This window comes from Jiangella alba, assembly GCF_900106035.1.
GTDB classification, from domain to species: domain Bacteria; phylum Actinomycetota; class Actinomycetes; order Jiangellales; family Jiangellaceae; genus Jiangella; species Jiangella alba.
This window is the reverse complement of sequence record NZ_FNUC01000003.1, coordinates 1431326-1450810: the sequence shown is the minus strand read 5'-3', so window position 1 is coordinate 1450810 and position 19485 is coordinate 1431326. Positions and strand designations below refer to the sequence as shown.

At 73.6% G+C, this 19485-nt stretch carries 20 protein-coding genes; 10 read left to right on the top strand and 10 right to left on the bottom strand.

Annotated features, from left to right (window positions below; translation table 11 throughout):
* Nucleotides 1–172: 172 nt before the first annotated feature.
* Nucleotides 173–727, top strand: coding sequence for a hypothetical protein (locus BLV02_RS09175; protein ID WP_069110807.1), 555 nt, complete (start codon nucleotides 173–175; stop codon nucleotides 725–727).
* Nucleotides 724–999, top strand: coding sequence for a hypothetical protein (locus BLV02_RS09170; protein ID WP_069110808.1), 276 nt, complete (start codon nucleotides 724–726; stop codon nucleotides 997–999). The genes BLV02_RS09175 and BLV02_RS09170 overlap by 4 nt, the downstream gene beginning before the upstream one ends.
* 565 nt (nucleotides 1000–1564) lie before the next feature.
* On the opposite strand, the gene BLV02_RS09165 is transcribed toward BLV02_RS09170, so the two are convergent.
* Nucleotides 1565–1873, bottom strand: a complete 309-nt coding sequence (locus tag BLV02_RS09165) for a hypothetical protein (protein WP_069110809.1) — start codon at nucleotides 1871–1873, stop codon at nucleotides 1565–1567.
* Between the two features lie 150 nt (nucleotides 1874–2023).
* Here BLV02_RS09165 and BLV02_RS09160 point away from each other — a divergent pair, with 150 nt between their 5' ends.
* From BLV02_RS09160 to sigJ, 3 genes are all read left to right on the top strand, one after another.
* Nucleotides 2024–2374: an MmcQ/YjbR family DNA-binding protein gene (locus tag BLV02_RS09160; protein WP_069110810.1), complete on the top strand. Its 351-nt coding sequence runs from the start codon at nucleotides 2024–2026 to the stop codon at nucleotides 2372–2374.
* Nucleotides 2375–2511: 137 nt separating this feature from the next.
* Nucleotides 2512–3264, top strand: coding sequence for an SDR family oxidoreductase (locus BLV02_RS09155; RefSeq protein ID WP_069110811.1), 753 nt, complete (start codon nucleotides 2512–2514; stop codon nucleotides 3262–3264).
* A 20-nt stretch (nucleotides 3265–3284) separates the two neighbouring features.
* Entirely contained in the window at nucleotides 3285–4151 is an 867-nt protein-coding gene (sigJ, locus tag BLV02_RS09150) for an RNA polymerase sigma factor SigJ (RefSeq protein ID WP_216094141.1), read from the top strand.
* On the opposite strand, the gene BLV02_RS09145 is transcribed toward sigJ, so the two are convergent.
* Nucleotides 4152–4583, bottom strand: coding sequence for a RidA family protein (locus BLV02_RS09145; protein ID WP_069110813.1), 432 nt, complete (start codon nucleotides 4581–4583; stop codon nucleotides 4152–4154).
* Between the two features lie 83 nt (nucleotides 4584–4666).
* Between BLV02_RS09145 and BLV02_RS09140 the strand changes: the two genes are divergently transcribed.
* From BLV02_RS09140 to BLV02_RS09120, 5 genes are read left to right on the top strand one after another with little or no spacing between them, the layout of a single operon-like run.
* Complete coding sequence (locus BLV02_RS09140) at nucleotides 4667–5152, top strand: cupin domain-containing protein (RefSeq protein ID WP_069110814.1); 486 nt, start codon at nucleotides 4667–4669, stop codon at nucleotides 5150–5152.
* Entirely contained in the window at nucleotides 5149–6078 is a 930-nt protein-coding gene (locus tag BLV02_RS09135) for an acyl-CoA thioesterase (protein ID WP_069110815.1), read from the top strand. The genes BLV02_RS09140 and BLV02_RS09135 overlap by 4 nt, the downstream gene beginning before the upstream one ends.
* Nucleotides 6075–7712: an AMP-binding protein gene (locus tag BLV02_RS09130; protein ID WP_069110816.1), complete on the top strand. Its 1638-nt coding sequence runs from the start codon at nucleotides 6075–6077 to the stop codon at nucleotides 7710–7712. Before BLV02_RS09135 ends, BLV02_RS09130 begins: the two co-directional genes overlap by 4 nt.
* Nucleotides 7709–10093 carry a bifunctional salicylyl-CoA 5-hydroxylase/oxidoreductase gene (locus BLV02_RS09125; protein WP_069110817.1) on the top strand — a complete coding sequence of 795 codons (2385 nt, stop codon included), beginning with the start codon at nucleotides 7709–7711 and terminating at the stop codon, nucleotides 10091–10093. The genes BLV02_RS09130 and BLV02_RS09125 overlap by 4 nt, the downstream gene beginning before the upstream one ends.
* Nucleotides 10090–10944 carry a PaaX family transcriptional regulator gene (locus BLV02_RS09120; RefSeq protein ID WP_216094142.1) on the top strand — a complete coding sequence of 285 codons (855 nt, stop codon included), beginning with the start codon at nucleotides 10090–10092 and terminating at the stop codon, nucleotides 10942–10944. The genes BLV02_RS09125 and BLV02_RS09120 overlap by 4 nt, the downstream gene beginning before the upstream one ends.
* On the opposite strand, the gene BLV02_RS36410 is transcribed toward BLV02_RS09120, so the two are convergent.
* The 8 genes from BLV02_RS36410 to BLV02_RS09080 form a co-directional block, all read right to left on the bottom strand.
* A complete protein-coding gene (locus BLV02_RS36410) occupies nucleotides 10941–11876 on the bottom strand; it encodes a DUF4432 family protein (protein WP_069110818.1) in 936 nt (311 codons plus the stop codon). The genes BLV02_RS09120 and BLV02_RS36410 overlap by 4 nt on opposite strands.
* Nucleotides 11877–11944: 68 nt before the next feature.
* The gene (locus BLV02_RS09110) at nucleotides 11945–13138 is read right to left on the bottom strand and encodes a MalY/PatB family protein (RefSeq protein ID WP_069111126.1); all 1194 of its coding nucleotides are present in this window, start codon (nucleotides 13136–13138) and stop codon (nucleotides 11945–11947) included.
* A gap of 34 nt (nucleotides 13139–13172) precedes the next feature.
* The gene (locus BLV02_RS09105; RefSeq protein WP_069110819.1) at nucleotides 13173–14393 is read right to left on the bottom strand and encodes an MFS transporter; all 1221 of its coding nucleotides are present in this window, start codon (nucleotides 14391–14393) and stop codon (nucleotides 13173–13175) included.
* A 79-nt stretch (nucleotides 14394–14472) separates the two neighbouring features.
* Nucleotides 14473–15837, bottom strand: a complete 1365-nt coding sequence (locus tag BLV02_RS09100; RefSeq protein ID WP_069110820.1) for an MFS transporter — start codon at nucleotides 15835–15837, stop codon at nucleotides 14473–14475.
* Between the two features lie 35 nt (nucleotides 15838–15872).
* Complete coding sequence (locus tag BLV02_RS35570) at nucleotides 15873–17075, bottom strand: acyl-CoA dehydrogenase family protein (protein WP_069110821.1); 1203 nt, start codon at nucleotides 17073–17075, stop codon at nucleotides 15873–15875.
* A complete protein-coding gene (locus BLV02_RS09090; RefSeq protein WP_069110822.1) occupies nucleotides 17060–18133 on the bottom strand; it encodes an acyl-CoA dehydrogenase family protein in 1074 nt (357 codons plus the stop codon). The genes BLV02_RS35570 and BLV02_RS09090 overlap by 16 nt, the downstream gene beginning before the upstream one ends.
* A 2-nt stretch (nucleotides 18134–18135) precedes the next feature.
* Complete coding sequence (locus BLV02_RS09085) at nucleotides 18136–18915, bottom strand: enoyl-CoA hydratase/isomerase family protein (protein WP_069110823.1); 780 nt, start codon at nucleotides 18913–18915, stop codon at nucleotides 18136–18138.
* Nucleotides 18916–18917: 2 nt separating this feature from the next.
* Entirely contained in the window at nucleotides 18918–19385 is a 468-nt protein-coding gene (locus tag BLV02_RS09080; RefSeq protein WP_069110824.1) for a MaoC family dehydratase, read from the bottom strand.
* Nucleotides 19386–19485: the final 100 nt, after the last annotated feature.

Below are 19485 nucleotides of genomic sequence, written 5' to 3'. Positions count from 1 at the left end.
CTGTCTCGTACCGGCCGCTCAGAGTGGGACGGCACGGCGACCAACGCGCATCTTCATGCCGGCCCCTGCCCGAGTGGGGGTCCGGCTGCTGGGCGGCGCCGTCCCCATCCCCTTGGCCACGACGGCTCCCCCGGCCCCCAGTCAGCTTCCGAGCTACTCCATGGGAGGAACCGTGGCCACCACACCAGCCGCGGACCGCCGCGACGTCATCGTGCGGTCCGCCTTCATCAGCGACGAGGTCGGCGAGATCGTCGCCTGGCACGACTCCGAGGGCCCGACCATCGACATCCACCTCGAGCCCGAAGACTCCGGCCAGCGCGCCGACGTCTCCCTCACCCCGTCCGAGGCCCGCGACCTCGCCCGCCAACTGCGCGAGGTCGCCGACACCGCCCAGCGCGCCGGGTGGACGCCGGCGGTGCTCGCCGACGCCCGCGAACGGTACCTGCCCGGGCTGTCCGACGAGCAGATCATGCAGCGCCTCGACACCCTCGCCGAACGCCTCGGCGGGCTCGTGCTCGGCTACCGCGGCAAGGTCGACTGGCGCGCCGGTCGCATCCTCGTCGCCGAGACCGGCCACCAGCTGCTCGACCGCGCCGCCGACGCCGTCGGCACCGCCGAGCAGCACCTGGCCGGCTACCAGCAGGCCGTCGACCAGCTCGGCACCGTCAAGGCCGAACTCGACCACGTCCGCCGCTTCTTCACCCACGAGAGCGAGCTGCCGCGATGACCACCACCACGCCACCGCAGGAATGCGTCCTCAAATGGTGCAACGAGGCCGGCGAACACCGCACCCACCGCCAGTACGTCATGTCGCTCATCGCGTGGCACCGCACCTGGCTCGTCGGCATCAACGTCGTCCAAACCGACGACGGCCCACTGCACGTCGAGCTGACCGCCACCACCCGCTGGTCCGCGCCGGCCACCATCACGCTGCAGCCCGACGAAGCCGAGGCGGTCGGGCAGGCGCTCATCGAGGCCGCCACCCGCGCCGCCCGCTGATCCCCGGGCGCCCGGCCGCCGCTCCACCTCCCGGGGCGGCGGCCCCGGAGGCCGCTGCCTGGAGGCTGCCGCCACCGGCCGCCGCCCGCGACCCGCCAGCCAGTCACCCGCACGCCCGCGCGCCTGCCATGCCGGCCAGCCCGCCAGCCAGCCCCGGTACGCCGGCCACACCAGCCAGCCCCGCATGCCCACTAGCCACCGCGTCCGCCTACCAGCCAGCCCGCCCACCAGCCCCGGCACGCCCGCCAGCCAGCCACCACCGTCCACCAGACGCCAGCCCCCGCACGCCGGCCACACCAGCCAGCCAGCTCGCCGGCATCTCACACGCCCGCCACGCGCCGACCAGCCAGCGCTTCGAGCCGCTCGTCGACCACGGCAGCCCGAATGCCGACGCGCCGCACGCCGCCCGCTGGCGCCCCCAAGTGCTACACCAGGCAGCCCACACGCCACCCGCTGGCGCCCTCAGCGCGCCGCAAGGCAGCCCACACGCCGCCCGCCAGTACGTCGGACGCCGCGAGTCGCCCGCCCGTGCGCCGACAGGCAGCCGCCCGCGGCGCGCCAGCCGTCAGGCGCCGGACCAGCCGGTGGCCGCCCGCGGGTGCCGCTGGCTCGGCATCCGCCGCGGCGCCCGCACCGGCGTCGCGGCGCGGCGGACGTCCTGGGCGGCGGCGCAGAGGGGGCCGATCAGCCCGGCCGACAACTCGTCCACCCACAGCAGCAGGTCGAGGTGGACCGGCCGGGAGGGGTCGCCGCAGGCGAGCGAGTCCTGGTACCAGCGGACCACCGACGGCATCAGGGCGCGCAGCGCCGCGCGCCGGTCGTCCTCTCCCAGAGTCGCGAGTGCGTGGTCCAACTCGGCGACGAGTTCCCTCATGGCGTGCCCCCTTGCGCGGCACCGGCCCCAGCGCCCCTGTGCGCCGGACGGCCGGTTCTCCGCCCTGCGGCCCTGAATACCCCACGACGCGGGGTGCAGTCGCCCCGGACCGGACCACCGGGCCGGGCCCGCGCCTGCTTCGATGGGGGCATGGCCGTGCCCATCGCCGACTTCCTCGCCATCGTCAGCCGCCTGCCCGGCGCCAACGGCACCGACTCCGACCGGTGGACGACGTTCCGGGTGGCGGGGCGGACCTTCGGGTACCTCTGGCCGGCCACGTCGACCGTCGGGCTGAAGCAGACCATCGCCGAGCAGCTGGCGCTGGTGGCGGAGCGGCCACAGGTGTTCGAGATCCAGTTCACCGCCGGCGCGTTCGGCTGGGTGGTGGTCCACCTCGACGGCATCGAGCACGACGAACTGGTGGAGCTGACGTTCGAGGCGTGGCGGCTGACGGCGCCCCAGGACGCCGTCGAGCAGCAGGGCGACCGGCTGCCACAGTAGGAGCGCCTGACGGACAGCGGCGCGGGTCGACGCCCACATCCGCCACACGCCCGGGCGGTGTCACGAACCGGCGGGCCATGCGGTCGTCCTGGTGTCGGGCGGCCGCCAGGCCGCCACCGTCCGTGAAAGGGCTGCACATGAAGATCGTCGTCATCGGCGGCACCGGCCTCGTCGGCTCGAAGGTCGTCGAGCTCCTCACCGGCCGGGGCCACGACGCCGTGGCCGCCGCGCCGAACACCGGAGTGAACACGCTGACCGGTGCAGGACTGGCCGAAGCGCTCGACGGGGCGGAGGTCGTCGTCGACGTGTCGAACTCGCCGTCGTTCGAGGCCGGACCGGCGCTGGAGTTCTTCCGGACGTCCACAGCGAACCAGCTCGCCGCCGAGCAGAAGGCCGGCGTCGGGCACCACGTCGCGCTGTCCGTCGTCGGCACCGACCGGCTGGCCGAGAGCGGCTACTTCCGGGCCAAGATCGCCCAGGAGCAGCTCATCACCGAGTCGCCGGTGCCCTACTCGATCGTCCACGCCACCCAGTTCTTCGAGTTCCTCAACGGCATCACCGACGACGCCACCCACGACGGCGTCGTCAGCCTGGCGCCGGTGCACATCCAGCCGATGGCCGCGCAGGACGTGTCGGCGGCCGTCGCCGAGGTCGCCGCCGGCCCGCCGCGCAACGGCGTCGTCGAGGTCGCCGGGCCGGAGCGGTTCCGGCTGGACGATCTGGTCCGCACGGTGCTCGCCGACCGGGACGACCCGCGCGAGGTCCGCGCCGATCCGGGCGCGCGCTACTTCGGCGCCGCCCTCGGCGAGGACACCCTGGTCCCGGCCGGCGACGCCCGCCGCGGCCCGACCACGCTGGCCGAGTGGCAGGCTGCGCAGCCGAGCCGGTAGCGCCGTATACCGTGGTCCCCGTGACCACGGACGGCGTCGCCGAGTTCCTCGACGTGCGGCCGCAGCTGTTCGGCATCGCCTACCGCATGCTGGGCAGCGTGGCGGAGGCCGAAGACATCGTCCAGGACGCGTGGATCCGCTGGCAGCGCACCAACCGCGACGAGGTGCAGAACCCGGCCGCCTTCCTCACCACCACGGCGACCCGCCTGGCGCTGACGGCGGCGACGTCGGCCCGCGCCCGGCGCGAGACCTACCCGGGCGAGTGGCTGCCGGAACCGGTCGACACCAGCGACGATCCCGCGCTGGGCGCCGAGCGGGCCGAGGCGCTCGACCTCGCCGTCCTGCTGCTGCTCGAGCGGCTCAGCCCGGCCGAGCGGGCCGTGTACGTCCTGCACGAGGCGTTCGACTACCCGTACCGACGCATCGGCGAGATCCTGGAGGTCTCCGAACCGCACGCCCGCCAGCTGGCCCGGCGGGCCCGGCTCGCGCTGGAGTCCGGCCGGGCCGAGCCGGCCCCGCCCGACATGCGCCGCCGCCTGGTCGAGACGTTCGTCGCGGCCGCCCGCGACGGCGACCTCGAGGGCCTGGAGCGGCTGTTCACCGAGGACGTCACCGCCCGTTCCGACGGCGGCGGCAAGGTGCGCGCCTCGCGCGTCGACCTCGAGGGCGTCGAGCGGGTGCTGTTGTTCATCGACAACATCCTGCGCAAGTACTGGAGCGAGGCCACCTTCACCGTCGTCGACGCGAACGGCGGCAGCGCCCTGCTGGTCACGAACCCCGCCGGCGCCGCGCAGGCCGTGCTCGCCCTCGACGTCACCACCCGCGGCGTCGAGCGGGTGCTCTTCGTGGTCAACCCGGACAAACTGCGCGGCTTCGGCCGTCAGTAGTCAGCCGGCCGGGACGACGAGGCGCTCCGCCGGGATCACCGCGACGCCGGCGATCTCGATCATCGCCTCCGGCTGCCAGAGCGCCGTGGTGCCGATGCCCGCCATCGCCGGGTAGACCGGGCCGGCCAGCTCGCGCCACACCGCGCCGATCTCCTTGCCGTGCGCCTGGTAGTCCGGGATGTCGGTGAGATAGATCGTGACGTTGACGAGGTCACCGGGCTCGCCGCCGGCGTGGGCGAGGGTCGCGAGCAGGTTGGCGAACGCCTGGCGGAACTGCTCGACGATGCCGCCGGGGACGATGCGCATCGCGGCGTCGAGGGCCGTCTGACCGCCGAGGTACAGCGTGTTCCCGCTCAGCGTCCCGTGCGAGTAGCCGCGCGGTTCCGGCAGGGACGGAGGGTTGACCGGAACGGCGGTCGCGCTCGTCGCCATGGCTGGGACTCCTGTGACGGGGATCGTGACGGCACCGTAGCAGTCTATTGACAAGCTCTCAACGGTCGTGCAAATTCTGAAATATGGAGCCCGACCTCAGCAAGTACGTCCTCGAGGGCGACGCCTCGAGGTACGCGAGCGAGAACGGCCTGGTCGTCCCGGTCGTGACGCGGGCCGGAACCGAGCCGGCCGACACCGGGCAGTCCGACGGCGCCACCCGCATCTCCGGCGTGAGCATCCAGCACACCCCGGCCACCCGCCTCTGGTTCGGGAAGGTCCGCAACGAGGCCGGCTACCGCTCGGCGCCGCACCACCACGGCGAGGCCGAGACCGGCGGCTACGTGCTCTCGGGCCGCGCCCGCATCTACTTCGGCGAGCGGTTCGAGGACTATCTCGACATGGAGGAGGGCGACTGGGTGTTCGTCCCGCCGTTCCTGCCGCACGTCGAGTGCAACCTCGACCGCAACCGGCCGCTGACCTGGATGACGACCCGCACGCCGGAGAACATCGTGGTCAACCTCCCGCAGGTCGACGACGCGGACCTGCGGCACTGGACGGACCGGCCGTGACCGGCGAGCCGGCGCCCACGTCGCGCATCCTGGCGGCGGCGCTGACGCTGAAGCCGGCCCCGGCCGAGCACTTCGACCTCGCGTTCACCGCGACGACGCAGCCGTGCCCGTGGCCGAAGGCGTACGGCGGCGACCTCGTCGCCCAGGCGGCCGCCGCCGCCATGCGGTCGGTCACCGACGGCAAGACGCTGCACTCGATGCACTCGTACTTCATGCGCCCGGCCGACATCGGCATGGAGCTGCGGTACGAGGTCGAACTGCTGCGCGACGGCCGCGGCTACTCCACCCGCCAGGTCCGCGCCTTCCAGAACGGCAAGCCGGTCTACGTCTGCCTGGCGAGCTTCGCCGCGGGCGAGCCGGGCGGGACGTTCGCGGCGGCGTACCCGGACGGCGTCGCCCCGCCGGAGCGGGTGCCCAGTTCAGCCGCGTACCTCGAGGGCCGCAGCGGCGGCACGATGACCGACGAGTCCAGGCGGTACTGGTCGACCGGCCGCGGCTTCGACCAGCGCCACGTCCCCGGGCCGGTGTACCTCACCGTCGACGGGGAACGGCTGCCGCACCAGGCCGTCTGGGTGCGGCCGTTCGACCCGCTGCGCCCGGTCGACGGGCTCACCGACGCCCAGCGCGACCTCGCCGCGCTCGCGTACGTCTGCGACTACACGATCCTCGAGCCGCTGCTGCGCGTGCTCGGCCTGCCGTGGGCCGCGGAGGGCCTGGTGACGGCCAGCCTCGACCACGCCATGTGGTTCCACCGGGCGCCGGCGGCGGACGTGCTCGGCGGCTGGCTCCTGTACGCGCAGCAGGCCGTCGCCGCCGACGCCGGGCGCGGCGTCGGGCTCGGTCACTTCTTCGCTCCCGACCACACGCACCTGGCGACCGTCGTCCAGGAGGGCGTGCTGCGGTACGACGACGGAGGATCGCGATGACGCTCAGCCCCTCGGCGTACGCCGACACCTTCGCCCGCGACAACCTGCCCCCGGCCGAGCAGTGGCCGGCCCTCGAGTTCACCACCCCGGAGCTCGACTACCCCGACCGGCTCAACGCGGCCGCCGAGCTCGTCGACCGCGCCGTCGCCACGTACGGCGCCGGCCGCCCGGCCGTGCGGACCCCCGCCGGCGAGGTGTGGACGTACGGCGAGCTGCGGGAGCGGGCCGACCGCGTCGCCCACGCGCTCGTCGACGACCTCGGCCTGGTCCCCGGCAACCGGGTGCTCATCCGCTCCCCCAACAACCCGTGGACGGTGGCCGCCTGGCTCGGCGTCCTGAAGGCCGGCGGCATCGCCGTCACCACGATGGCCGCGCTCCGCGAGCGCGAGCTGACGCCGATCGTCGAGAAGACCCGGCCGGTCGTCGCGCTCGTCGACCACCGCTTCGTCGACGACGTCGTCGCCGTGCGGGACGCCGCGGCCCCGCAGCTGACGATCGTCGCGTACGGCGGCGACACCGACGACGACCTCACCAGGAGGGTCGCGACGAAGCCGGCGAGCTTCACCGCCGTCGACACCGCGGCCGACGACGTCGCCCTGCTCGGCCCGACCTCGGGCAGCACGGGAACGCCGAAGATCACGATGCACTTCCACCGCGACGTACTCTCGATCGACAACACGTTCGGGAAGCACGTGCTCCGGCTGCGGCCCGACGACGTCGTCGCCGCGAGCCCGCCGCTCGGGTTCACCTTCGGCCTCGGCATGCTGGTCGTCTTCACCTTCCGGGCCGGGGCCTGCGCCTTCCTGACCGAGGCGGCGGCGCCGGCCCAGCTGGCCGACCTGATCTCCGAACACGGGGTCACGGTGCTGGCCACCGCGCCCACCGCCTACCGGCAGATCGTCCGGTGCGGGAAGGGCGGCCAGCTGGCCGGCCTGCGGGTCGCCGTCAGCGCCGGCGAGCACCTGCCGAAGTCGACCTGGCAGCAGCTGCACGACGACCACGGCCTCGAGGTCATCGACGGCATCGGCGCCACCGAGCTGCTGCACATCTTCATCTCCGCGGCCGGCGACGAGATCCGCCCGGGCGCCACCGGCAAGCCCGTCCCCGGCTTCCGCGCCACCATCCTCGACGCCGACGGCGCCGAGGCCCCGGCGGGCGTCGCCGGCCGGCTCGCCGTCATCGGCCCGGTCGGCTGCCGGTACCTCGACGACCCGCGCCAGGCCGGCTACGTCGTCGACGGCTGGAACGTCACGGGCGACACGTTCGTGCGCGACGACGACGGCTACTTCTGGTACCGGGCCCGCACCGACGACCTGATCGTGTCGTCGGGCTACAACATCAGCGGTCCCGAGGTCGAGGCCGCTATCGACGCCCACCCCGATGTCGTCGAGTGCGGCGTCGTGGCCGCACCTGACCCCGAGCGGGGCTCCGTCGTCTGCGCGTTCGTGGTGCTGGGCGACGGGGTGACGGGCGACGACGCGAAGGTCGAGGAGCTGCAGACGTTCGTCAAGGGCGAGCTGGCGCCGTACAAGTACCCGCGGAAGGTGCTGTTCCTCCCGGCGCTCCCCCGCAACACCAGCGGCAAGCTGCAGCGCTTCAAGCTGCGCCAGCTCCTCGAGACCGACCCCGCATGAGGATCGCGATCGCGGGTGGCGGGCCGGGAGGGCTGTACTTCGCGGCCCTCATGAAAGGCCTCGACCCCGGTCACGAGGTGACGATGTGGGAGCGCAACGCGCCCGACGACACCTTCGGCTTCGGGGTCGTGTTCTCCGACGAGACGCTGGGCGCCATCGAGGGCGCCGACCCCGTCATCCACGACCGCATGGAGCGCGGGTTCGCCCGCTGGACCGACATCGACGTCGAGTTCGACGGCCACGCGTTCACCGTCGGCGGGCAGGGCTTCGCCGCGATGGGCCGCAAGGAGTTGCTGGCGATCCTGCGGGAGCGGGCCGCGGAGCTGGGCGTCACGGTGCACTACCGGACGCCGGCGCCGGGGCCGGGCGAGCTGCGGGCGTCGTACGACCTCGTGGTGGCGGCGGACGGGCTCAACTCCACCATACGCACCAAGTACGCCGACGTCTTCGGGCCGGACCTCGACCGGCGCGCGAACAAGTACATCTGGCTCGGCACCGACCTCGTGTTCGAGGCGTTCCAGTTCTTCGTCAAGCAGACGCCGTGGGGCACCATGCAGATCCACGGCTACCCCTACTCCGACCAGGGCTCGACCTTCATCGTCGAGATGCACGAGGACGTGTGGCGCCGGGCCGGCTTCGACGCCACCGAGCACGACGACCTCCCGCCGGGCGCGTCCGACGAGTACGCCGTGCGCCGCATCGCCGAGATCTTCGCCGGCGAGCTGCGCGGGCAGCGCGTGCTCACCAACAACTCGAAGTGGCTCAACTTCCACACCGTGCGCAACGAGCGCTGGTACGACGGCAACGTCGTGCTGCTCGGCGACGCGGCCCACACGGCGCACTTCTCCATCGGCTCGGGCACGAAGCTGGCCATGGAGGACGCCCTGGCGCTGGCCGCGTGCCTGCACGAGCAGCCCGGCGTCGGCGCGGCGCTGGCGGCGTACCAGGCCGAGCGCAAGCCGGTCGTCGAGTCGACCCAGCGGGCGGCGCAGGCGTCGCTGGAATGGTTCGAGAACATCGGCATGTACGCCGGCCAGGACCCGGCCCAGTTCGTGTTCAACCTGCTCACCCGGTCGCGCCGCATCACGTTCGGCAACCTGCGCGAACGCGACCCTGAGTTCGCCGCGCGCATGGAGGCCGAGTTCGCGCGGCTGCACTCGGCCGGCGCGGCGGCGCCGGCGATGTTCCAGCCGGTGCGCATCGGCCCGCTGGAGCTGAAGAACCGCGTCGTCGTCTCCCCCATGGACATGTACTCGGCCGAGGACGGCCTGCCGAACGAGTTCCACCTCGTCCACCTGGGCGCGAAGGCGCTGGGCGGCGCCGGCCTCGTCATGACCGAGATGGTGTGCGTCTCGCCAGAGGGCCGCATCTCGCCCGGCTGCACCGGCATCTGGACCGACGAGCAGCGCGACGCCTGGCGCCGGGTGACGGACTTCGTCCACGCCCGGTCGACCGCCAGGATCGGGCTGCAGCTCGGGCACTCGGGCCGCAAGGGCTCGACCAAGCTGATGTGGGAGGGCATGGACGAGCCGCTGGACGACGGCAACTGGGAGGTCGTCGGCCCGTCGCCGCTGCCGTACGGCGCCGGCTGCCACCTGCCGCGCGAGGCGACCCGCGCCGACCTCGACCAGGTGGTGGCCGACTTCGTCGCCGCGGCCGAGCGCGGCGTCGCGGCCGGGTTCGACCTGATCGAGCTGCACGCCGCCCACGGCTACCTGCTGAGCTCGTTCCTGTCGCCGGTCGCCAACCGGCGGGCCGACGAGTACGGCGGCCCGCTGCCGAACCGGCTGCGCTTCCCGCTCGAGGTGTTCGACGCCGTGCGCCGCGTGGTGCCCGCGACCGTCCCGGTGACGGTCCGCATCTCCGCCACCGACTGGGTGCCGGGCGGCACCACCGACGAGGACGGCGTCGAGATCGCGCGGGCGTTCGCCGCCCACGGCGCCGCCGCCATCGACGTCTCCACCGGCCAGGTCACCAAGGACGAGAAGCCCGCGTTCGGGCGGTCGTACCAGACGCCGTTCGCCGACCGGATCAGGCACCAGGTCGCCGTCCCCGCGGGCGTCGCCGTCATCGCCGTCGGGGCGATCTCGTCCTACGACGACGTCAACTCGATCCTGCTGGCCGGCCGCGCCGACCTCTGCGCGCTCGGACGCGCCCACCTGTACGACCCGCAGTGGACGCTGCACGCGGCGGCCGAGCAGGAGTACCGGGGACCCGGCGCCGACTGGCCGGACCCCTGGGCCGCCGGGCGGCGCCGTCCGCCGACGGCGCGCACCGACAAGGTCCCGCCCCGCCTCTCGCTGCTGCGCGACGGCGCCGCCGGCACCGTCCACCTGCGCTGGACCCCGGACCGGCGCGACCAGGCAGAATGGTCGCGATGATCCCCGCCGACGAGAGCGCCAGCACGCGCCGCACGCGCACCGTCATGGTGAGTTTCCTCGGCGCGGTCGTGCGGCGCATGGGCGACTGGATGCCCATCGCCGGCACCGTCGACCTCATGGAGCAGCTCGGGCTCGACGCCCGGAGCGTCCGCACCGCGGTGTTCCGGCTCAAGCAGCGCGGCTGGCTCGCGGCCGAGAGCCGGGGCGGGAAGCGTGGCTACGCGCTCACGCCCGCAGCGGTGAAGGCGCTGGTCGCGGGCGACGAGATCATCTGGCACGCGCGCCAGCCGGCCAACCTCGACGACGGCTGGTGCATCGTCAACTTCTCCGTGCCCGAGTCCGAGCGCGCGAAGCGGCACCAGCTGCGCGCCCATCTGGCCTCGCTGGGCTTCGGGAACATCTCCACCGCGATGTGGATCGCGCCGGCCCGCATGCGCGGCGCCGCCGAGCAGGCCGTGCGCGAGCTCGACCTCGACCGCTACGCCGCGATCTTCGTCGGCGCCTACGTCGCCGGTCAGGACCTGCGCACGCTGCTCTACGAGAGCTGGGACCTCGCCGGCATCGACCGCCGCTACCGCGAGTTCGTCGCCCGCTTCCAGCCCGAGATCGCCGCGCTCGACGGCAGCGACGCCGTGGCACCCGAGCGTGCCTTCGTCACCTACCTCAGCGCCGTCGACCACTGGCGCAAGCTCCCGTTCCGCGACCCCGGCCTGCCGCGCCAGGTGCTCGCCGACGACTGGAGCGGCCCCGACGCGCTCGCCGTGTTCGAGCGTCTCGTCACCCTCCTCGAGGGTCGGGCCCTCGCCCACGCGGCCGGGCACTGGACGCCCCGGGCCGGCGTGCCGGCCTAGTGATGGACGGCCAGCCGGAGCCAGGCGTTCCGGCTGGCGCCGGCGGCCAGGGTCGGCGCCGCGCCGGCGGCGATGGCCTCGGACAAGGTGTGGACGGCCGACGCCTGCGGCTCCAGCGCGCAGGCCACGACGTCGGACAGCGCGCCGGACTTCCGGGTGGCCCAGAACCACAGGGCCGGGAAGGCGTCACCGTCCCAGTCGACGGAGACGCCGGTGGCCAGCTCGCCGGACCAGATGCCGCACCGGTGCCGTGCCAGCCGGTCGGCGAAGAGCATCGTGCCGAACGGCCGGTCCGGAAACGCCGTCAGGTCGACGACCCCGCCGTCGCGGCCCGGCAAGGCGTGCAGCGGACCGCGCGCACCCGGCGCGTACAGGGCCGACGGGTCGTCGGCAGCCTCGGCGAACACCTCGGCGTCGCCGAGGTCGACCCGGCTGCCCGGGCCCATCATGACGGCGCCGAACGTGATGTGGTGCCCCCACAGGTAGTGCAGCGGGCGGTCCGCGAGGTTCGTGATCGTCTCGTCGACGCGCACCTCGCCGCCGCCGGCGAGGGTGACGCTGCGGCGGATGCCGAACGGCAGCTCCTCACTGCGCGTCGCGAGGTCGACGGCCACCCGGTCCGGTCCCGCCGCCCGCACCGACCACGTCCAGCGCCGGTACTGCACGTCGCCGTGCTCGCTGATGCCCTGCCCGTCGACGACGCATCCCGGCCCGGCGTTGGGGAACAGCTCGTACCAGGCGCCGACCCGGTAGTGACGTGAGCCCCGCGGGTCCTCGTACAGCAGGTTGGTCCCGCTGCGGAGGTCGGTGAGCTCGAAGACGTGCGCACCGTGATCGGCGTTGATCGACACCCTGATCTCGCCGTCCTCGATCACCAGGCATCGGTCGCCGTCGATGGTGGTCTCGCGCAGCGAGCACGACGCCCCGGTCAACGCGATGATCCCCGCCTCTCCTGGCTCGATGCCTGCGAGGCGACACTGTACCGGCGGGTGCCTCGGTCTCAGTGCAGGGCGTGCTCGATGCGAGTGAGCGCCTCGGTGAGGACGGCGCGGGAGGTGGCGAAGTTGAGCCGGATGTGGCCGCCACCGCCCAGGCCGAAGACGTGACCGGACGTCACGGCGACCCGCGCGTGGTCGAGCAGGTACTGGGCCGGCCCGTCGAGCTCGGTGACGACGCCGGCCTCGCCGCGGGCCGCGTCGTCGTGCAGCCCGAGCGACCGGCAGTCGATCCAGGCCAGATAGGTGCCCTCCGGGCGGAGGAACCCCAGCTCGGGGAGGTGCTCGGCGACGAAGCCGCCGAGGGCGGCCCGATTGCCGTCCAGGCCGGCGAGCAGAGCGTCGAGCCAGTCGCCGCCCGAGGCGAAGGCCGCGGTGTGGGCGATGACGCCGAGGTGGCTGGGGCCGTGGCCGACCTCCTCCGGAATGCGCGCGAGGTCGGCGGCCGCGAGCGGGCCGGCCAGGGCCACCGCGGCCTTCAGCCCCGCGAGGTTCCATGCCTTGGAGGCCGACATCAGGCTGAAGGCGTCGTCGGCGCCCGCGACCGAGAGGTACGGGACGAACGTGGCGCCCGGCAGGACCAGCGGCGCATGGATCTCGTCGGCGACGACCCGCACCCCCGACCGGCCGGCCAGCTCCGCCACCGCCCTCAGCTCGTCCTCGGTGTGCACCGCACCGGTCGGGTTGTGCGGGTTGCACAGCAGGTAGGCCACGCGTTCATGCCGCCGGGCGAGCTCCCGGAAGGTGCCGTCGAGGTGGTCGAGGTCGATGCGCCCGGCGGCGGTGAGCGGGGACTGCACCACCCGCCGGTCCGCGTGCGCGACGAAGGCATGGAAGGGCGGGTACACCGGAGCGTTCACGACGACGGGGTCGCCCGGCTCGGTCAGCACCCGCAGCACCTCGACGATGCCCATCATGACGTCGGGAACGACGAGCGCGCGGTCGGCGGCGACCCCGGACCAGCCCCAGCGGTCCTTCGCGAAGCCGGCTAGCGCCTGGGCATAGCCGTCGCCGTACGGATACCCGGTGTCGCCGAGCCCGATGGTGGCTCGCAGCGCGTCGGCGACCGGACCGGCCAGCGGCACGTCCATCTCCGCGACCCACAACGGCAGGACGTCGTCGGGATGGGCGCGCCATTTGGCGCTCGTGCGCCGGCGCAGCCGCTGGAGCGGCAGTTGCTCGAGCGGGTTCTCCGTCACGACGAGCTCCCTTCCGGCGGCACGGGCCCCCACCCTAGGGATCGAGCCGCGGTGGCGCACGCCGCAGGTCGCGCACGGCCGGGATCGCCAGCAGCAGCGTGCAGGTGACGAGCGCCATGGCCGCCGACACGAACAGCAGCGGCACCGTGCCCACGACGACCGCGAGCGGCCCCGCCACCGCCTGCCCGACCGGTTTCATCACCAGCGAGCCGGCCGCGTCGTACGCGTGCACGCGGCCGAGGACGTCCTGCGGGATGTGCGTCTGCACGCTGGTGTGGAACATGACGATCCAGAACGCCTGGCCGGCGCCGCTCACCGCGTAGCACGCGGCGACGACGGGCGCGGGGAGGCCGAGCGCCACGCTCAGCGGCATGAGCGTCCACAGGATGATGGACAGCGCGCCGGCCCGGAGCGGATACCGCGGACGCAGCCTCATCGCGACCAGCCCGGCCAGCACGCTGCCCGCGCCGAGCGCCGACATCACCAGGCCGAACGTCGCCGAGCCGTGCTCGGTGACGAGTGTGCTGTAGCCGAGGGTCATGGTCGGTCCGGCGCCGGCCAGCTGCCAGAGCATGTAGACGACGATGACGCTCCACAGCCAGGTCCTGGCGCGGAACTCCCGCCATCCTTCGACGAGATCGGCTCGGAACGACGACGGCACGTCGCCGCGCCCGGCCGGGCCCATCGGGACCGAGCGGAGCCGGAGCAGGCAGGCGCCGCTGACCGCGAACGTCAGCGCGTCGAGAGCGACCACCGCCGCGGGCGAGGCGACCACCAGCAGCAGGCCGGCCAGCGACGGGCCGATCACGGCGGTCACGGACTCGGCGATGCGCAGGGTGGCGTTCGCCTGCTGCACGTCGCGAGCGATCAGCGGGGTGACGCTGGCGACGCCCGGCTGGAAGACCGCGCTGCCCGCCCCGACCAGCGCCAGCAGCACCAGGATCTGCCACAGCGGCGGCGTGCCCAGCAGGAACAGCAGCGCGAGCACCGCCTGGACACACAGCCGCGCCGCGTCCGAGAGCACCATCAGCCGCCGCGCCCCGAAGCGATCGGACAGCACCCCGCCGAAGATGATCAGCGCGGCGAACGGCGCGATCAGCGCGGCCAGCGCGTAGCCCACGCCGCTCGCCCCGTACCCCGCCCGGATCACGGCGGCGGTGATCGCGACGGGCAGCATGACGTCGCCCAGCAGCGAGCTGGTGCGGGCGGCGAAGAACAGCCGGAAGTCCGCCGTCCACAGCCCGGCGTCCGCCACTGCTCACCGTCCCGATGCCGCCGATCACGATCAGGGCGATCCTCCCCCGCGGCGGTCTCCCAGCACTACCCGGCCGGTTTCAGAGACGCTGGCCGCGGGCGGCCGACGCGGTGGCGGCCCCGACGAAACAGGCCGCGCTGCCGACGAGCAGCGCCACCACGAGGCCGGACTCGGCCGGCCAGGGCATGCGGTCGCCCGTCCTGGCGGCCACGAGGACGGCTGCGGCCTGCGAACCGATCGCCCCGCCGATCAGCCGGATCAGGCTGTTGACCCCGGTGGCCTCGCCGATCCGGTGGACCGGCACGGTGTCGATGATCAGGTTCGGAAGCGCCGCCAGCACCTGCCCGAGCCCGATGAAGCCCACCACTGACCATGCGGCGACACTCGCGACGCTGCCGTGGTCGGCGGCCAGCCCGAGCTGGCCGGCGGCGGCGAGCGCGCAGCCGGTGACCAGCGGCAGCTTCGGCGTCCACCGTCGCGCGAGGTACCCGGTCGCGGGCGCGACCGCCAGCATGGCCACGGTGCCGGGCAGCAGAACGAGAGCGCTGGCGACGGCGGTCCGCCCGAACCCGTATCCGGAGGCGCGCGGGATGGTCATCAGCTGGGGCACCACGACGAACATCGTGAAGATCGCGTAGCCGGTGAGGAAGGCGATCGCATTCGCGACCACGACGGAGCGGGTGGTGAACGTCGGCAGGTGGACCATGGGTGCGGCGGTGCGCCGCTCGACCAGCACGAAACCGGTCAGGGCGGCGACCGCCGCCATGGAGAGCAGCGTCGTCCAGCCAGGACGTCCGGTCAGGCTCAGTGCGAGCACCCCGGCGGCGACGCCGGCCGAGAGCAACGCGCCTCCGACCACGTCCACCCGCCCGGCGGCCATCGGCGGCAGCGCCGGGATCGCGAACCGCACCAGGGCGACGGTCGAGGCGCCCATCACGGCCGCTGCGACGAAGATCCAGCGGTAGGAGCCGTGGTCGACGATCACGCCGCCCACCACCAGGCCGATGCCGCCGCCGACCGACATGGTGCCCGACAGGATGCCGATCGCCACCGCGCGTCGCTGCTCCGGGATCGACCGGCGGACGATGCCGTAGCAGATGGGCAGCACCGCCCCGCCGACGCCCTGCAACGCTCTCCCGAGGACCAGGCCGGCCAGTGACGGCGACGCCGCGGCGATGGCCGCGCCGGCGGTGAAGACCGCAAGCGTGATGACCAGCAACCGCCGGCTGCCGAACAGGTCCGACAGCCGGCCGAGCAGCGGCGCCAGGACGGCGGCCGACATCAGGTAGGCGGTGAGTACCCAGGTGGCGCCGCTGACGGACACCTGCCGGTCTCGGGCGATGGCGCCGAGTGCCGGTATCACCGCGGTCTGGGAGAGCGCGAACGCCGACACGGCCAGCAGGAGGACGGCGACGGTGCGCCCGGGTCGGGTGTCCGGCGGCATGGACGGGTCTCTTCTCTGGCGGCGGGCGGAGGAGGTCAGGTGCGTGCGTCGGTCGCCGTGCCGGCCGGATGGACGGGTCGTGGAAGTCCCAGGTCGCGCTGCGCGATGATGCCGCGGAAGATCTCGACCGTGCCGAGGTAGGTGGTGGTGCCCTGGGCGTAGCGATGCAGCCACTCCACCCGCCCGGACTCCAGGGCGCCCGGCGCCCGACCGTCGAGCAGGCCGGCCGGGCCGAGCACGTCGACCAGTTCGGCGGCTCCGGCTACGGTCGCCTCGGCGCCCCGCACCCGGCCCGCCGGACCCGGTGTGGCCAGGGCGGCGGCCAGCTGTACGGCCACCCGGCCGAGCCTGTGGACCACCACGGGGTCGTCCGCGGGCCGGGTACCGTCCGGGCCGCGTTCGGACGCCCATCCGGCCGTCGCGTCCAGGGCGAGCTGCAGCTGCCGGAGGAAGATCACGCCGATGGACGCGTCGTCGAGACCGTCGTCGTCGCCGGGCCCGATGCTGTGCTCCGCGTCGAGCGGCCCGCGCAGCACCGCCCAGCCGTCGTTCACTTCACCCAGCCGATAGCGGTCGGGGACGCGAACGTCGTCGAGGTGGACGATGTTGGTGCGGACGCCGCTGAGCGTCCGGACCGGCTGGATGTCGACCCCGGCCGCGTCCAACGGCAGGAGGAACATGGTGAGTCCGCGGCGCTTCGGCCGGCTCGGGTCGGTCCGGGCGAGCAGAAAGCAGTACTGGCAGTGCTGCGCCCCGGTGGTGAACAGCTTCGTGCCGCTGATCACCCACTCGCCGCCGTCCCGGACCGCTCGGGTCCGCGCCGCCGCGAGATCCGAGCCGCCCTCGGGTTCGGTGTAGCCGAGGCAGAACCGGACCGATCCGAGGGCGACGCCGGCCAGCAGCTCGTCCCGGATCGCCGCGGAGGCGTGGCGTTCCACGGCCGGCAGCACGAGGCGCGTGATGCCGAGCGTGGTCGCCGGGATCCGCGCTCGGGCAAGCTCGAGATCCAGGATCCGTGCGCCCAGCCGGTCGAGCCCGGCGCCGCCCCGGTCGACCGGCCAGGTCGGCACGATCCAGCCGCGCCGGCCCAGGGCGAGGTGGAACGGCTCGTCGAAGCCGTCGCCGCCACGCCGCTCCCGCTCGTCCAGCTGGTCCGCCGCATGCTTGCGGACCAGCTCGCGCACGTGTCGTCGCAGGGTGCGATGGACGACGTCCTCGGCGATCACCGTGAAGTCCACCGACGATCCTCTCGATCGGGCCGGGCGGCCTTCGCCAGGAGCGCCTCGCCGGCGGCGAGGACGTCGCGGCCCGGGTCGCCTGCGGCCAGAGTCCAGCCCTTGGCCCGAAGGAAGTAGCGGCTGACGTCGGACTCGACGGCGAAGCCCAGGCCGCCGTGTGCGTGCAGCGCCACCGTCACGCCGTGGGTCGCGACCTCGGCCGCGTAGGCGAAGGCGATCCCGGGCAGGTCCGGCTCGGCCTCGGGTTCGTGGTCGAGGAACCAGGCGGCCCGGCGGCAGAGGTGGCGCGCGCCCGCCACGCCGATCGCGACGTCGGCCAGCGGGAACGAGACTCCCTGCAACGACCCGAGCGGCACCCCCTGGGTCCGCCGGGTCTGGACGAAGCTCACGGCCAGCGCCAGCGCACCCTCGGTCAGGCCGACGAGGGCCGCGGCGGTCAGCACCTTCAGCTCGCGACGGGCCCGGTCGACCAGCACCGCGGTCGAGGCGACCGGAACCTCGACGCACGGCTCGGCGCCGAGATCGCGCCAGGCCGACGGCAGCCCGGCCTGGTTGGCGGCGTGCGGCTGGGGCCCGCCTGTGCTGACCACGACGGCACCCGCCCGGTGGCCGACGACGGCGCCGGCCACCGCCCCGGACGACACCAGTTGCGGCACGTCGTACCGTTCCAGCCCCAGCCCGAGGACGGTTCTCCCCCGGGACGCGTCGGCCAGCAGCGTGGCGATCGGATCGTCTCCCCCACCAGCGGCGAGGAGTCGGCTCGCCACGACGTGCTCGACGAGCGGCACCGGGGCGATCCGCCGGCCCAGCTGCTCGGCCAGCAGCGCGACCTCGACGATGCCGGCCCCGTCGCCGCCGGCCTCGGCCGGCAGCGCCATCGACATCGCGCCCAGCTCGGCCGTCGCTCGCCACAACTGCGGGTCGTGCCCTGTCGGTTCGGCCGCGCGGACGACGTCCATCGGACACTCGCGGGCGAAGAACTGCGCGAAGAGATCGCGGAGCACGACCTGGTCGCCGTCGAGCGTGTAGTCCTGTCGCCGCAGTTCGGACGTGTCCACGGCTAGCGCTTCTGCCGGAAGGCGGCCAGCCGCTCGGCGCTCTCGTCGCTGGTCCACGCGAGGCACAGCAGCTCGGTCTCCAGCGCGAGCCCGGCCTGCAGCGGCAGCTCGGCCGACGCCCGGACGGCCTGCTTGGCCAGGGTGAGAGCCGGACGGGCGTGCCGGGTGATGCGGTCGCACAGGTCCCGGGTCGCGGTCTCCAGCCGGCCGGCGGGCACCACCTGCTCGACCAGGCCGAGCCGAAGCGCCGTGGCGGCGTCGATCCGGTCACCGGTGAGGATCAGGCGCATTGCCTGTCCCAGCCCGACCAGCCGGGGCAGCCGCTGGGTTCCGCCGCCGCCGGGGATGATCGCCAGCGCGATCTCGGGCTGCCCGAACGTGGCGTTCTCCGAGGCGATCCGCAGGTCCGCCGCCATGGCGAGCTCGCAGCCGCCGCCGAGGCAGTAGCCGTCGATCATCGCGATGACGGGCACCGGGCACTCGGCGACCGCCTGGTAGACGCGCCGCTCTCGCAGCATCGCCCGCATGGCCAGCGGGTCGACCTGGCCCGGCGCCTCACCGAGATCGGCGCCGGCGGCGAAGGACCCGCCCGTCCCGGTGACGACGACCGCCCGGATGTCCGGTGTCGCGCCGGCCCAGTCGAGGCACGCGATCAGCTCGGCCCGGGTGGCCGTGTCCAGCGCGTTGCGCTTCTCCGGGCGGTCGATGCGCAGGGTGGCCACCGCGTCGTCCACCGACAGGACGAGGTTGGCGGTGACGGGACCCGGCCGGTCCTCCGTCATGCTCACTCCCCCGCGTACAGCACGACGGGCCGCGACAGCATGGCCGGGCTGTCCTGGCCGACCACGTGCACCGCCATCTCGTAGCTGAGCTTCGTCCCGCGCGGGTGCTGGACGGCCGCGTTCAGCCGGCCGCGCGACCGGATGGTCGACCCGCACGGGACCGGTGCGAGGAAGCGGACGCCGTCGGACCCGTAGTTGAGCGTCTTGGCATGTCCGACCACCACGAAGTCGGCGGGCGGGCGGATGCGCGGCGTGACGGCCAGAGTAAGCAGACCGTGCGCGATGGTCGTGCCGAACGGCCCGGACCGGGCCCGCTCGCGATCGACATGGATCCACTGGTGATCGCCGGTCAGCTCGGCGAACCGGTCGATGAGGTCCTGAGTGATGTCCAGACCCTCGCTCCAGCGACCGAATTCACCCCCGCTGACCGCTTGAAGAGCGGGCAGGTCGTCGAACCTGATCTCGCGCATGTCTCGCCTCTCCCGGTCCGCTGAGAAATATTGCGAAAACAGTAGTTCCAAGCTGGAATTATCTGTAATGTCGTTCCAGCTTCGAACTTGATAATTCGAG